Consider the following 14164-nt stretch of genomic DNA (forward strand, 5'->3'; position numbering starts at 1 on the left):
GGGAGGATGCACATGGCGAAGAAGAAGGGCGCGAAGGCCAACGGCGAGGGCAACATCGTCAAGCGGAAGGACGGCCGATGGATGGGGCAGGTGATGCTCGGATACCGGCCGGACGGGACCCGGGACCGCCGCACCGTCTACGGCAAGACCCGGCAGGAGGTGGCAAACAAGCTCGCAGAGCTGAAGGTGAAGGCCGCCCGGGGTGAACTGCCGGCGCCGTCGAAGGACACCCTGGGAGCTTACCTGCGGGAGTGGCTTGAGGCGCACCGGCGCTTCGGGGGAAGCGGCGGCCAGGGGCTGCGGCTGAACACGTACCGGGCATACGAGAGCACGATCCGGCTGCACATCGCCCCCATGCTCGGGGACCGGCCGCTGCAGAAGGTGACGGCTACCGACCTGGAGCGGCTCTATCAGGCCATGCTCGACAAGGGCCTGGGGATGCGGATGGCGGAGATGGCGCACAACATCCTGCACCTGGCCTTCACCGCCGCCGTCAAGAAGGGGCTCCTCGCCCGGAATCCATGCGACCAGGTGCCGAGCCCGCCCCGGACCAGATACCGGGCGGAGGACCGCCCCCGGCTGGCCTGGGAGGACGTGCCCCGGGTTCTGGAGGAGGCGCGCAAGACCCGCTACTACCTGCCCATCCTCGTGGCGATGGGGACCGGGCTCCGGCGGGGCGAGGTCCTGGGGCTGACGTGGCGCCGGATCGACTTTGAGGCCGGGGTGATCCAGGTCCGGGAACAGCTCCAGTACGACGCCGACAACAAGTTGCGGCTGGTCCCGCTCAAGACCCGCTCCTCCGTTCGGGACGTGCCCATGCCCGCCGACGTGGCGGCGGCGCTGCGGCGGCACCGGGCGGCCCAGAAGGTGGTGAACCTGGAGGGATTCGTGTTCACGAACCGGAACGGCGGTCCCATCCGGCCCAAGGACCTCGACTACGCCTGGATCCACATCCGCCGTAGCCTTGGGCTGGACGAGCGCCTGCACCTGCACGACCTGCGGGGTAGTTACACAACCTGGCTTGCGGAACGGGGCGTGAACCCGAAGGCAGCGGCGAAGATCCTCGGGCATTCGGACCTCAAGACTACCCTGGCGCTATACCAGAGCGTGACGAAGGGCATGATGGAAGAAGCCGCCCGGGCGCTTGACGGCTTCGCCCGGACGGCCGAAGAGAAGTAAGATGGCTATCACCTGCGCCCGGTGCTGCCACATCGGGCGCTTTTTACTTCGCGGTTCCGGTTCCAGTCGGGTTCCAGTCAAGCCGGCCGTTCCAGTCCGACAGGAACCGTGGACCTGAACCCGGAAACACGCTCCTGAAGCCTGCTGGCGGATGGGGTGGGATTTGAACCCACGAGCCAGGTTTAGGCCCGGCTACACGCTCTCCAGGCGTGCCCCTTCAACCACTCGGGCACCCATCCGTGCCCCAAGGCGGCGCGGACCGCCGGCACCGCTTCATTGTAGGTGCCGCCGGTGCCGGTGTCAACCTCGGCCGCCGCCGACGGGTGGGAAGAGCGCGAGCTCGTCGTCCTCGCCCACCGGGGTGTCGAGCCCCTGCAGCTCGCGGATCGAGCGGCCGCTGAGGAACACGAGCACGTGGGGGAGGAGGCCGGAGCCGTCCGGCGACAGGACCAGGGGCCGCAGGGCGGGGTGCCGGGCGAAGACCCGGCCCAGCACCTCGCCCACGGTCTCACCCGGTTTCGCCGGGACGGTTACCACCCGCGTGCCCGCGACGTCGCGAAGACTCGCGTACAGCCGGACTTCCATCTCAGACGATCTCCAGTTCCCTCAGCTTCTTCTCCGGCACGACGCCGTTCTCCCAGCCCCTGGCCTCGTAGTACTCCCGGAGCATGACGTCCAGCTCCGTCACCTGACCGGCGCTCGCGCCCGTTGCCGGCTCGCTCAGGAGGCGCTTCGGCAGGGTGTCGTCCTTGCCGTCGAAGCCGTTCAGGTTGTTGTAGTACCGCTCCAGGTTGTAGATGCGCTCGCCGGTGCGCAGCACGTCCTCGGCGGTCATCGGGATGCCGGTCATGGCGTGATACAGCGCCGCGTACTGGGCCGGGGTCAGGGAGAACGAGGAGAACTTGCAGATGTCGAGGCTGTCGGTGAAGGCGAACAGGTCCTGGAAGAACTTCGCCAGCTTCCCCTTCCCCTCCACCGCCAGGCGGTCGACCGGCTCGGGGATCCCCAGGACCTCGGCGGCCACGGTGTAGCCCCTGAGGTGGCAGGCGCCCCGGTTGGAGGTGGCATACGACACGCCCATGCCCTTGACGCCGCGGGGATCGTAGGCCGGGATGCCCTGACCTTTCACCGACATCGCCATGTCCGGGTCGCCCAGCCGCTTCGCCGCGCCCGCCGCGCCCTCCGCCAGGGCGTCGCCGAGCCCGCGCCGGTAGGCGGTCGCCTGGATGAGCTCGACCATCTTCTCGGCGTCGCCCCATTCGACCTTCTCGGCCAGGAGCCCTTTCTGGTGCGCCTCCATGGCCACGGCGAGGGCGTTGCCCATCTCGATCGTGTCGAGGCCCAGGTCGTTGCAGCGGTCGATCATGTAGGCCAGGGCTTCCCGGTTCGCGTTGCCGACCTGCGCGCCGAGCGCCCACGCGCTCTCGTACTCGAAGCTCTCCACCCGGACCTTCCACCGGCCCTCCCGGACCTCGACCTCCTTCTTGCAGGCCACCGGGCAGGCGTGGCAGGTGGGGTCGCTCACGAGGATGTGCTCCTTCACGGCCTCGCCGCTGATGGCCTCGGCGCCCTCGAAGTGGGTGCTCTGGGCGTTGCGGGTGGGGAAGGCGCCCAGCTGGTTCAGCACGTTCGTGAGAACGTTGGTGCCGTACACGGACAGTCCGCCCTTGTGCGGGCCGGTCACTGCCCCTTCCAGGATGGCGTGGAGGGCGTCCTTGCGGGCAGAACGGAACACGCCGTCGGCCACGGCGGGCTTCGGCGCGTTGTTCTTGTCCCCGACGATCACGATGGCCTTCAGGTTCTTGGACCCCATGACGGCGCCGGTGCCGCCGCGGCCCGAGGCCCGGTTGTCCTCGTTGAGGATGGCGGCGAAGCGCACCCCGTTCTCGCCGGCCGGGCCGATGGCCATCACCGAGGCGTCGTCCCCGTACAGCTCCCGCAGCCCGGCGATGGTCTCGTACACGCCGTGGCCCCAGAAGTCGCCGGCAGCGTGCAGGGACACCATCCCGTCCTTGACGAGCACGTAGGTGGGTCTCGCCGCCTTCCCGCGGAACACCAGGCCGTCGAAGCCTGCCCAGCGGAGCTTGGCGGCGGTGTAACCGCCCATGTGGGAGTCCGTCACGGTGCCGGTCAACGGGGAACGGGTGACCACGGCGAGCCGGCCGGACATGTTGACCGGGGTTCCGGTCAGCGGTCCGGTCATGACACAGAGGATGTTGCGGGGGGACAGGGGTTCGACCCCGGGGCCGTTGTCGTAGACGTACTTGACGCCCAGGCCCCGGCCGCCGATGTACTTGCGGGCGTCCTCCTCACGGATCCCTTCGTACCGGATGGTGCCCGTGTCCAGGTCAACCCACGCCACCTTGTTGTGGTACCCGCCGATGTTCACCGGTCAGCACCTCCCTGCTTGCTGCCCTGCGCGGTCCGGCAACAGGAACTTCTGAACATAACCTATCACACGCCAGGATTAGACCTGATGGTCTAGAAGCGCTATTCTGTACAGCCGACACAGCCGGTCGGCGATCCGGCGCGCGACCGACCCCCGCGTGCGGATCCGGCGCCCGCCCGGGTCGGGGCGCGGGTGGACGATGCCGCCGACGCAGGCTCCCTTGCGTCGGACGGGCGGTCGGTAGTATGCTCGACCTGGAAGCACCGCCGAGCGGAACAGCGTTACGCTACGCGGGACCGAAACGCCGAGCGGCGCTGTAATGAGTCCAGACCCTTCGACGACAGCCCGTCGGGCGTCAAGAGGAACTCGCGACTCCCGACTCACAACTCACAACTCACAACTCATAACTAGAAGGGGCCGATGAAGGTGCAGTACCGGGATCCCTTCGGGGCGAAGGCGGAGTTCCACACGGGATGGGGCCGGGCGGTCATCTACCGCCTCGACCGCCTGGAGGCGGCGGGGCTCACCCGGATCGACCGGCTACCCTTCTCCATCCGGGTGCTCCTGGAGAACCTGCTGCGGAACCTGGACGGCTACCTGGTCACGGAAGACGACGTGCGCGCCGTGGCGGCCTGGCGCCCGGGTCCGCTGCCTGCCCGCGAGATCCCCTACATGCCGGCCCGGGTCGTGCTCCAGGACTTCACCGGCGTCCCCCTCGTGGCCGACCTCGCCGCCATGCGCGCGGCCACGGCGAAGTTCGGCGCCGACCCGAAGCGCATCAACCCGCTCATCCCTGCCGACCTGGTCATCGACCACTCGGTCCAGGTCGACGCCTTCGGCGCCGAGTGGGCCTACCGCTTCAACGTCGAGAAGGAGTACGAGCGGAACCGGGAGCGCTACGCCTTCCTCAAGTGGGCGCAGAAGGCGTTCGAGAACTTCCGGGTGGTCCCGCCGGGTACGGGCATCATCCACCAGGTGAACCTTGAGTACCTGGCCCGGGTGGTGCAGCTCCGCGAGCGCGACGGGGAGACCCTGGCCTTCCCGGACACGGTCGTCGGCACGGACTCGCACACGACGATGGTCAACGGGCTCGGGGTCCTCGGCTGGGGCGTCGGCGGGATCGAGGCGGAGGCCGTGATGCTCGGCCAGCCTTACTACATGCTCATCCCGGAGGTCATCGGGGTGAAGCTGGTGGGCGAGCTCCCCGAGGGCGCCACGGCCACCGACCTCGTCCTCACCGTGACCCAGATGCTCCGGAAGCGGGGCGTGGTCGAGAAGTTCGTCGAGTTCTTCGGCCCCGGCCTGGCGAACCTCAGCCTTGCCGACCGCGCGACGATCGCGAACATGGCCCCCGAGTACGGCGCGACCATGGGCTTCTTCCCCGTCGACGACGCCACCCTGGAGTACCTGCGCGGCACCGGCCGGGACGAGGGGCTGGTGCAGCTGGTGGAGCGCTACTGCAAGGAGCAGGGCCTCTTCCGGACGGCGGGCACCCCCGACCCCGAGTACACGGACGTCCTGACCCTCGACATGGGCACCGTCGAGCCGAGCCTCGCCGGGCCGCGGCGGCCGCAGGACCGGGTGCCCCTGGTCCAGGTGAAGGCGTCCTTCCGGCAGGCCCTCACCGAGCAGTTCGGCAAGGCGCCGGCCCGCCCCGCCGGCGACGGCGCGGTGGCCGTGCAGGAGAAGGTCGACCTCACCCACGGCTCGGTGGTCATCGCCGCGATCACGAGCTGCACGAACACGTCCAACCCCTCCGTGATGATCGGCGCCGGCCTGCTGGCCAAGAAGGCCGTCGAGGCAGGCCTGAGCGTGAAGCCCTGGGTGAAGACGAGCCTCGCCCCGGGCTCCCGGGTCGTCACGGACTACCTGCAGAACTCCGGCCTCCTGCCCTATCTCGAGCAGCTGCGCTTCCACGTGGTGGGGTACGGCTGCACGACCTGCATCGGCAACAGCGGCAACCTGCCGGAGGACGTCGCCCAGGTCGTCCGGGAGAACGACCTCGTCGTGGCGGCAGTCCTGAGCGGCAACCGCAACTTCGAGGGCCGCATCAACCCGCTCGTGAAGGCGAACTACCTCGCGTCGCCGATGCTGGTCGTGGCGTACGCGCTGGCCGGGACGGTGGACATCGACCTCACCACGGAGCCGATCGGCCACACGTCCGAAGGCAAGCCGGTCTACCTCAAGGACATCTGGCCGAGCCAGCAGGAGATCCGGGAGACCATCGCCCGCAGCCTGAGCCCCGAGCTCTTCCGGGGCCGCTACGCGGAGGTCTTCGAGGGCGACGAGAACTGGCGCGGCCTCTCGGTCCCGGAGGGCGACCTCTACGCCTGGGATCCCGCCTCGACCTACCTGCAGGAGCCGCCCTACTTCCACGACATGCCGCTCGAGCCGCAGCCCGTCCGGGACATCCGGGGTGCCCGGGTCCTGGCCCTGCTCGGCGACTCGATCACCACCGACCACATCTCCCCGGCGGGCTCCATCCCCCTCGACAGCCCCACCGCCCGCTACCTGCAGGAGCACGGGGTCGACCGGGCGGACTTCAACACCTACGGCTCCCGCCGCGGCAACCACGAGGTCATGATGCGGGGCACCTTCGGCAACATCCGGCTGAAGAACGCCCTGGCCGGCGGCAAGGAGGGCGGCTGGACCCTCCACCTGCCGGACGGCGAGCTCCTGTCGATCTACGACGCGGCCATGCGCTACCAGGCGGAGGGCACCCCGCTCGTGGTGCTGGCCGGCAAGGAGTACGGCACCGGCAGTTCCCGCGACTGGGCCGCCAAGGGCACGTACCTCCTCGGCGTGAAGGCGGTCATCGCCGAGAGCTTCGAGCGCATCCACCGGAGCAACCTGGTCGGCATGGGTGTCCTGCCCCTCCAGTTCAAGGAGGGCCAGAGCTGGAAGTCCCTGGGCCTGACCGGCCGGGAGACGCTCGACATCGCCGGCATCGCCGGTGAGCTCAGGCCCCGTCAGGACGTCGAGGTCGTGGCCCGGCGGGAGGACGGCGGCGAGGTCCGGTTCACGGTCACGCTCCGGCTCGACTCCGTGGTGGAGATCGAGTACTACCGCAACGGCGGGATCCTCCAGACGGTCCTGCGCCGGATCGTCAAGGGCAACTGAAGCGGTGGGGAGGCGGGCTCCGGCCCGCCTCTCCCCGTCCTGGCTCCGTCGCCGCCGGCCCCCGCTGCCTCCGTGTGGGCCGGGCCCGGAGCGGGCGGCCGGTGTGTTCCGCCAGGGGGGCTGCCGTTCCGCCGAGTGGTACGTATGGCAGTCCGTGCGCTACAAGCCCGGCGTTGTGTGTCACGATTTGCCCTACAGCCCCGTCGAGCGGGCCGGAGCGCCGGGCGATCGGCAACCGGGTCTACGGTAATGTGACGTTATGTCGAGCCAGAGACGGCCAGAGACCCCGGCGGAGGGGTCGACGGGAGCTCGTCAGGCAATCGGTGACACGCTACGGCTTTCGTCGACTGTCGCTTCTTGCCTGTTGGAGGGTTGGCCAGCCATAACTGTCAGTATATGGAATCTATCACGCCGACAGAAGGGTGCCGGGCCGCCACGGGGTACTTCGCGGGGAGACTCAATTTGGGACAATGTGAGGCTCGTGTAAACGAGGGGCTCAGCCTGGCCCGGCGCACAGCCCTGCACGCTCGTGTTGCCGCCGCGATCGAGGGATTCGGCCGCGCGGGGATGGCCGGCCACCCCGAGGAGCTGGAGCACCACTGGCCCGAGGCCCTGGACGCGGCGGGCCGGGAAAGCCTCGAACAGGACCTGCTCGGGGTCATGGACCGGTTCCACCGCTCGGGCGACGACACGATGGTGGTACCGGCCGAGTACCTGGAGGTGGTCGCGGTCAAACGCTGATGTGGCGGGGCCTGCGTTCCTGTGCCCCGTTCCAGGAGGTCACCCCGTCCCGGCGGGGCTTGACGCCGGCTGCCACGCGTGGTAGGCTCAAGCCGACAATGGCAAAGAGTCTCGTGCGGGAGCTCGGGTGAGCCGGGCTGAGAGGGTGACCTGCACCGTCACCGACCGCTGAACCTGATCCGGGTAATGCCGGCGTAGGGAAGGCGCATTCGGTCGCCGTGTGCACACCGCCTCTCGGGGCGGTGTTCGTTTTCGAGGCCACAGGCCCCGGGCACTCCCGCCGAGGTAGGTCCCGGGGCTTCTGCGCGTCGGCGTCGGACAACCGGTCCCGGAGTAGGGGGGCGGACGGCGTGCTGCAGGCACCGGAGGTGGCCGGACCGGTCCTGTCGGTGGAGGGGGTCTCCTTCTCGTTCCGTCAGGGCCGGCAGGTGGTCCAGGTACTGAAGGACGTGAGCCTGCGGGTCGAGGCCGGGGAGTTCGTCACCCTGATCGGCCCCAGCGGCGCGGGCAAGTCCACCCTGTTCCGCATCGTCGCCGGGCTCCTGGAGCCGTCGGCCGGCCGGATCCGGCTGCGGGGCGGGCGCGGCGGCGTCGCCTACATGCCCCAGAGGGACTGCCTCATGCCCTGGCGGACCGTGCTCGGCAACGCCGCCCTGCTGCTCGAGCTTCGAGGCGTCAGCCGGCGGGAGGCGCGGGAGCGGGCCATGGCGCTCCTGCCCGAATTCGGCCTGGACGGCACCGCCGATCGCTTCCCGCACCAGCTCTCCGGGGGCATGCGCCAGCGGGTGGCCTTCCTCCGGACCGTCCTGGGCAGCCAGGAGCTGCTCCTCCTGGACGAGCCCTTCGGTGCCCTCGACGCCCTCACCCGCACGGCCATGCAGGACTGGCTCCTGGGCCTGTGGGAGCGCCTTCACAAGGCCGTGCTCTTCATCACCCACGACGTGGAGGAAGCGGTGCTCCTCAGCGACCGGGTCTACGTCCTGGGTGGCCGGCCTGCGACCGTGGTGGGCGAGGTGCGGATCGACCTGCCGCGCCCCCGCTCCTCCCATCTGGTGACGGATCCCGGGTTCGTGGCCTACCGCCGGCGGCTGCTCGGGCTGCTCCGGGGGGCGATCGGGTGACTGGTGGGGGCCTCGCGCGGCAGTGGGCGCCCCCCGCGCTCCTGATGGCCGGCCTCCTGGCCGCCTGGGAGGCGGGATGCCGGCTCCTGCGGGTGCCGGCCTTCATCCTGCCGCCGCCGTCGGCGGTGGCGGCGGCGCTCTGGGAGATGCGGGAGCCGCTCTTCCGGGTCCACCTGCCGGTCACGGCGCTGGAGGTCGCCGTCGGGTTCGTGGCGTCGGGCGTGGTGGGGGTGGCCCTGGCGGCGGCGATGCGGCTCAGCCCGCACCTGGCCCGCGCGCTCTACCCCCTGGTCGTGGCCTCGCAGACCATCCCGGTCATCGCCATCTCGCCGGTCTTCCTGCTCTGGTTCGGCTACACCCTGACCCAGAAAGTGGCCGTAACCGTCCTCATCAGCTTCTTCACGGTGACGGTCAACACCTACGACGGGCTGCGCTCGGCCGACCCGGACCTGGTCGACCTGCTCCGGGCCGCCGGCGCCACCCGGTGGCAGATCTTCACGCGGGCGGAGGTCCCGTCCGCGCTGCCGCTCTTCTTCTCCGGGCTCAAGGTCGCGGCGGCGGTGAGCGTGATCGGCGCCACGATCGGCGAGTGGCTCGGGGGCGAGGCCGGCCTGGGGGTGTTCGGGCGGCGGATGGTGTCGAGCCTGCGTGCCGCCCCGCTGTTCGCGTCCGTCTTCCTGCTCTCCCTCCTGGGGATCGGCTTCTTCCTGCTGATCGCCTGGGTGGAGCGGTGGGCGATTCCGTGGCATTTCCGAGAGGTGCAGGGGAGGCGATCCGCTTGAGAATCCGTGCAGTCATGGCTCTCTTGGCGCTCGGTGCCTTCGCCCTCACGGCCTGCGGGAAGGCGGCAGGCCCGGCGCCGTCGGCGCCGGCGGCGGGCGCGGCGACCTCCGGCCAGGCGGCCGGTCCGGCTGCGTCCGGGCAGGTCCCGGCGCAGTCGGGGGCGCAGGCCGGGGCGCAGCGGCCGGTGCGGGACGTGAGCGTGGTCCTCGACTGGTACCCGAACGCCGTGCACTCCTTCCTCTACCTGGCGCAGGAGAACGGGTACTTCGAGCAGGAGGGCCTGAAGGTCACCTTCAAGATGCCCGCGGAGAACCCCACCGACGGCATCAAGCTCGTCGGCGCCGGGCGGGAGACGTTTGCGCTCTACTACCAGCCCGACGTCCTGGTGGCGAGGGCGAACGAGCAGATCCCGATCGTCTCGCTGGGCGCCGTGGTGCGGCACCCCCTCAACGCCGTGATGGCCCGGCAGTCCAAGGGGTTCAAGTCGCCCCGTGACCTGGAGGGCAAGACCGTCGGCTACCCGTCGATCCCCCTCAACCTCGCCATCGTACGCACCATGGTGAAGTCGGCCGGAGGCGACCCGGACAAGGTGACGATGAAGGACATCGCCTGGGACCTCATCCCGGCCGTCGCCACCGACAAGGTCGACGCCATCTCCGGCGGCTACATCAACCACGAGCGGGTGCTGCTCGAGAAGCAGGGGATCCCCCTGACCGTCTTCCGCCCCACCGACTTCGGCGTTCCCGATTACTACGAGCTGGTCGTGATCACCGGTGAGAAGACCGCCCGGGAGGACCGCGCGCTCGTGGAGGCGTTCTGGCGCGCCGCGGCCCGGGGGTTCGCCGACATGAAGAAGGATCCCCGGCACGCCCTGGACGTCCTGCAGAAGCACCAGGCCAAGGAGTTCCCGCTCGACCGGGAGGTGGAGGAGAAGAGCATCCAGATCCTCCTGCCCCTCATGGACCCCGGCGACGGGCGCGCCTTCGGCGTCCAGGACGCGGCCACCTGGCGCCAGGTGGCGGAGTGGATGAAGGGCCAGGGGCTCCTCAAGGGTGACGTGAAGCCCGATGAGGCCTTCATCACGGCGGGCGGCTAGCTGGCGGGGAGGATCGGCGATGGAGGACCGGCTGCAAGCGGCGGAGCGGTACATCGACGAGCACCGAGGGGCGCTCCTCGCCCTCCTGCAGGACCTGGTCGCCTTCCGGACCGAGGCCCCTCCCGCCCGCAACGCGGCCGGGGCGCAGGCCTACGTGGCGCGCTACCTGCAGGAGCTGGGTCTCGTCACCGACGTGTGGGACGTCTTTCCGGGCGATCCCAACGTCGTGGGCGTGCGCCGGGGCGACCCCCGGAAGCACTCGCTCCTGATCAACGGCCACATCGACGTGGCCGAGGTGGGGGAGGGCCACGGGTGGACCCGGGACCCCTTCACCTGCGTCCTCGAAAGCGGCCGGGTCTACGGCCGCGGGACGGCGGACATGAAAGGCGGTCTGGCGGCGGCCCTGTTCGCCCTGCGGGCGCTGGCGGACGCCGGCGTGCCCACCGGTGGCGACGTCATCTTCGAGTCCGTGGTGGGGGAAGAACAGGGCGAGGCGGGGACCCGGTCGTGCAACGAGCGGGGCTACCGTGCCGACTTCGGCCTTGTACCGGACACGTCGGGCCTGGCCATCCAGGGCCAGGGCGGGGTGATCACGGGTTGGATCACGATCCAAAGCCCCCGCACCTTCCACGACGGCATGCGCTCCCGGCTCATCCACGCCGGCGGCGGGGTGCGGGGCTTCAGCGCCATCGAGAAGATGGCGAAGGTCATCCAGGCCCTGGGCGACCTCGAGCGGTACTGGGCCGTGACGCGCGCCTACCCCGGCATCCCGCCGGGCTCGAACACCATCAACCCCGCTGTCATCGAGGGCGGCCGGCACCCGGCCTTCGTCGCCGACCGCTGCGCGCTCTGGATTACCGTCCACTTCCACCCCGACCAGACGTACCAGGAGGTGACCCGGGAGATCGAGGAGCACGTCCTGGCGGCTGCCCAGGCCGACCCCTGGCTCCGGGAGCACCCGCCCACCTTCCGCTGGGGCGGCCGGTCGATGATCGAAGACCGGGGCGAGATCTTCCCCGCGCTGCCGCTTCCGGCCGACCACCCCGCCACCCGTCTGCTGGTGGCGGCGCACGAGCAGGTGGTGGGTCGGCCGCCGGAGCTGGGGATGTCCCGGACGGTGACCGACGCCGGGTGGCTGGGGGACGCTGGCATCCCGGCGGTCATCTACGGCCCGGGCGAACTGGATCATGCCCACGCGGTGGACGAGTCGTGCGACTTCGAACAGATCGTCCAGGCGGCGAAGGTATACGCCCGGTTCATCGCGACCTGGACGAATACGGATCGCCCTTGACGCCGCGCCCGGCCGCATCGAGAGGAGCGGATCACCGATGCGCTTCACCGACCTGCTCCGCCAGGAGGCGGGGCCCATCTGGGAGGCGGAGAAGCAGCACCCGTTCGTGCGGGGCATCGGCGACGGGTCACTGCCACTGGATCGGTTCCGGTTCTATCTCCTCCAGGACTACCTCTTCCTGATCGAGTTCAGCCGCATCTTCGCCCTGGGCGCCGCCCGGGCGGGCGACCTCGCCACCATGCAGCACTTCGCCTCGCTCCTCCACGAGACCCTCCACACGGAGATGGCCCTGCACAAGCGGTACGGCGAGCGCTTCGGCATCTCGCCGGCGCAGATGGAGGCGGCCGAGCCCGCCCCGACCACGATCGCCTACACCCGCTACATGCTGGAGGCCGCCTGGCGGGGCACGACCGCCGACCTCGCCGCCGCGGTGCTCCCGTGCCAGTGGGGGTACGCGGAGATCGGCCGCCACCTGAAGGAGACCGGCGACACGTCGGAGGCGAACCCGTACCGGGACTGGATCCTCCTTTACAGCTCGGAGGAGTTCAAGGCGACCGGCGACTGGCTGCGCGAGCACCTCGACCGCGCCGCGACAGAGTCCGGTACCGGGGACCGGGAGCGGTGGCGGGCGCTGTTCCTCACCGGCAGCCGGTACGAGTACCTCTTCTGGGAGATGTCCTGGCGGCAGGAGCGCTGGCCCGTGTAGAAGTCCCGCGGCACAGGAGGGGGCGCCCGGTCACCGGGCGCCCTGCTTCTTCTTCCACTCCCGCTCCCGCAGCTCCACCCGGCGGATCTTGCCGCTGATGGTCTTCGGGAGCGAATCGACGAACTCGATCTCCCGGGGGTATTTGTACGGGGCCGTCACCCGCTTGACGTGCTCCTGCAACTCCGTGACCAGTTCCGGCGACGGGCTGTAGCCCGGCGCCAGTACCACGAAGGCCTTGACGATCTCGCCCCGCACCGGGTCGGGGCTGGAGACGACCGCCGACTCGGCCACCGCGTCGTGCTCCAGGAGGGCGCTCTCGACCTCGAAGGGGCCGATCCGGTACCCGGAGCTCAGGATCACGTCGTCGGCGCGGCCGACGAACCAGAAGTAGCCGTCCTCGTCCATGTAGCCCCGGTCGCCCGTGATGTACCACGGGCCGATCCGGGTCGAGCGCGTGGCTTCCTCGTTCTGCCAGTAACCCACGAACATGCCGATCGGGCGCTCCGGTTCCACCTTGACGGCGATGTTCCCTTCCTGTCCGGGTGGCAGCACGTTGCCCTGGTCGTCGACGATGGCCACCTCGAACCCGGGCGAGGGCTTGCCCATCGAGCCGGGCCGGACCTCGATGGTGGGGAAGTTGGCCACGAGGCACACCGTCTCCGTCTGTCCGTAGCCGTCCCGGATCGTGAGGCCGGTGGCTTCCCGCCAGGTGTGGATGACCTCCGGATTGAGCGGCTCGCCGGCGCCCACGCAGTGGCGGAGGGTGGGGAACTTCCACCGGGACAGGTCCTCCAGGACGAGCGACCGGTAGATCGTGGGTGCCCCGCAGAGGGTCGTGATGGGGTAGGTCGACAGGATGTCCAGCGTCCGGCGGGCGTCGAAGCCGCCCTTCGGCTGGTGGACGAACACCGCCGCGCCGGCGTTCCACGGCCCGCACAGGCTCGACCACGCCGCCTTCGCCCAGCCGGTGTCGGAGATGTTCCAGTGCAGGTCGGTCGGCTTCAGGTCGATCCACAGCTCGCCGGTCACGCGGTGGCCCACCGGATAGCTCTGCGTGTGCAGGACCATCTTCGGGTAACCGGTGGTACCGGAGGTGAAGTACAGGAGAGCGGGGTCGTCCCGATGGGTGTCGGCGTATGGGGCGGGCTCCGCCGCGGCGAGCGCGTCCTCGTAGGCCGTCCACCCCTCGCGGGCCGGGCCGGTGGTGAGGAAGGCCTTGATCCCCGGGAACTGTTCCCGCACCTCGTCGACCTTGCGGGCACCTGCCTCGTCGGTGATCACCGCCGCCGGGCCCGCCAGCTCGAAGCGGTACCGCAGGTCCCTCGGCGTCAGGAGCACCGTGCCCGGCGCCGCCACCGCCCCGATGCGGAAACAGGCCAGCATGGTCTCCCACCACTCGGGGACGCGGCCCAGGAAGACGATCACCCGGTCCCCGGGACGCACCCCGGCCTTCTGCAGGGCACCCCCGAGGCGCGCCGAGCGGTCGACGAAGTGCCGGAAGGTCAGCTTCTTCTCGTTACCATGGTCGTCGATCCACCACATGGCCAGCTTGTGGGGGTCCTGCGCCCACCGCTCCACGACGTCCCGTGCCCAGTTGAACCGCTCCGGCACCTCGAGCCGGAACTGCCGGCGCGCCACCTCGTAGTCCCCGATGTTCCAGCCGCCATTCTCCACGACGATGACCCCTTTCCGCGCGGCAAAGATGCGGTTGCGAAAGCTCCGTGGGGATCTCGAGTGG

At 70.0% G+C, this 14164-nt stretch carries 11 protein-coding genes, 1 tRNA gene and 1 riboswitch; of the genes, 8 read left to right on the forward strand and 4 right to left on the reverse strand.

Annotation, left to right across the window (positions count from 1 at the left end; all coding sequences use genetic code 11):
* The first annotated feature begins 12 nt into the window (after window positions 1-12).
* A complete protein-coding gene (locus tag caldi_RS03645) occupies window positions 13-1179 on the forward strand; it encodes a tyrosine-type recombinase/integrase (protein WP_264843755.1) in 1167 nt (388 codons plus the stop codon).
* Between the two features lie 145 nt (window positions 1180-1324).
* On the opposite strand, the gene caldi_RS03650 is transcribed toward caldi_RS03645, so the two are convergent.
* From caldi_RS03650 to caldi_RS03660, 3 genes are all read right to left on the reverse strand, one after another.
* Window positions 1325-1418 (reverse strand) — tRNA-Ser (locus caldi_RS03650).
* A 61-nt stretch (window positions 1419-1479) separates the two neighbouring features.
* A complete protein-coding gene (locus tag caldi_RS03655) occupies window positions 1480-1764 on the reverse strand; it encodes a ubiquitin-like small modifier protein 1 (protein ID WP_264843756.1) in 285 nt (94 codons plus the stop codon).
* 1 nt (window position 1765) lies between these two features.
* Window positions 1766-3568, reverse strand: a complete 1803-nt coding sequence (locus caldi_RS03660; protein ID WP_264843757.1) for an aldehyde ferredoxin oxidoreductase family protein — start codon at window positions 3566-3568, stop codon at window positions 1766-1768.
* 420 nt (window positions 3569-3988) lie between these two features.
* Between caldi_RS03660 and acnA the strand changes: the two genes are divergently transcribed.
* The 7 genes from acnA (at window position 3989) to tenA (ending at window position 12426) form a co-directional block, all read left to right on the forward strand.
* A complete protein-coding gene (gene acnA / locus caldi_RS03665) occupies window positions 3989-6688 on the forward strand; it encodes an aconitate hydratase AcnA (RefSeq protein ID WP_264843758.1) in 2700 nt (899 codons plus the stop codon).
* A 462-nt stretch (window positions 6689-7150) separates the two neighbouring features.
* Window positions 7151-7429, forward strand: coding sequence for a hypothetical protein (locus caldi_RS03670; protein WP_264843759.1), 279 nt, complete (start codon window positions 7151-7153; stop codon window positions 7427-7429).
* 105 nt (window positions 7430-7534) lie between these two features.
* A riboswitch (TPP riboswitch) is annotated at window positions 7535-7647 on the forward strand.
* A gap of 132 nt (window positions 7648-7779) precedes the next feature.
* Window positions 7780-8550 (forward strand): ABC transporter ATP-binding protein, encoded by a 771-nt coding sequence (locus tag caldi_RS03675; protein WP_264843760.1) that lies wholly within the window; start codon window positions 7780-7782, stop codon window positions 8548-8550.
* On the forward strand, window positions 8547-9332 hold the full coding sequence (locus caldi_RS03680) for an ABC transporter permease (protein ID WP_264843761.1): 786 nt from the start codon (window positions 8547-8549) through the stop codon (window positions 9330-9332). Before caldi_RS03675 ends, caldi_RS03680 begins: the two co-directional genes overlap by 4 nt.
* Complete coding sequence (locus tag caldi_RS03685) at window positions 9329-10429, forward strand: ABC transporter substrate-binding protein (protein WP_264843762.1); 1101 nt, start codon at window positions 9329-9331, stop codon at window positions 10427-10429. The genes caldi_RS03680 and caldi_RS03685 overlap by 4 nt, the downstream gene beginning before the upstream one ends.
* 19 nt (window positions 10430-10448) lie before the next feature.
* Window positions 10449-11720: an acetylornithine deacetylase gene (locus caldi_RS03690; RefSeq protein WP_264843763.1), complete on the forward strand. Its 1272-nt coding sequence runs from the start codon at window positions 10449-10451 to the stop codon at window positions 11718-11720.
* A 37-nt stretch (window positions 11721-11757) separates the two neighbouring features.
* Complete coding sequence (tenA, locus tag caldi_RS03695; protein ID WP_264843764.1) at window positions 11758-12426, forward strand: thiaminase II; 669 nt, start codon at window positions 11758-11760, stop codon at window positions 12424-12426.
* 30 nt (window positions 12427-12456) lie between these two features.
* Here the strand turns inward: tenA and caldi_RS03700 are convergent, their stop codons facing one another.
* On the reverse strand, window positions 12457-14100 hold the full coding sequence (locus caldi_RS03700) for an AMP-binding protein (protein ID WP_264843765.1): 1644 nt from the start codon (window positions 14098-14100) through the stop codon (window positions 12457-12459).
* Window positions 14101-14164 lie beyond the last annotated feature (64 nt).

The organism is Caldinitratiruptor microaerophilus (assembly GCF_025999835.1).
GTDB classification, from domain to species: Bacteria; Bacillota; Sulfobacillia; order Symbiobacteriales; family ZC4RG38; genus Caldinitratiruptor; species Caldinitratiruptor microaerophilus.

Coding starts and splice junctions, on each gene's coding strand:
- caldi_RS03645 (WP_264843755.1), top strand. CDS start 13: ATGGCGAAGAAGAAGGGCGCGAAGGCCAACGGCGAGGGCAACATCGTC.
- caldi_RS03655 (WP_264843756.1), bottom strand. CDS start 1,764: ATGGAAGTCCGGCTGTACGCGAGTCTTCGCGACGTCGCGGGCACGCGG.
- acnA (WP_264843758.1), top strand. CDS start 3,989: ATGAAGGTGCAGTACCGGGATCCCTTCGGGGCGAAGGCGGAGTTCCAC.
- caldi_RS03690 (WP_264843763.1), top strand. CDS start 10,449: ATGGAGGACCGGCTGCAAGCGGCGGAGCGGTACATCGACGAGCACCGA.
- tenA (WP_264843764.1), top strand. CDS start 11,758: ATGCGCTTCACCGACCTGCTCCGCCAGGAGGCGGGGCCCATCTGGGAG.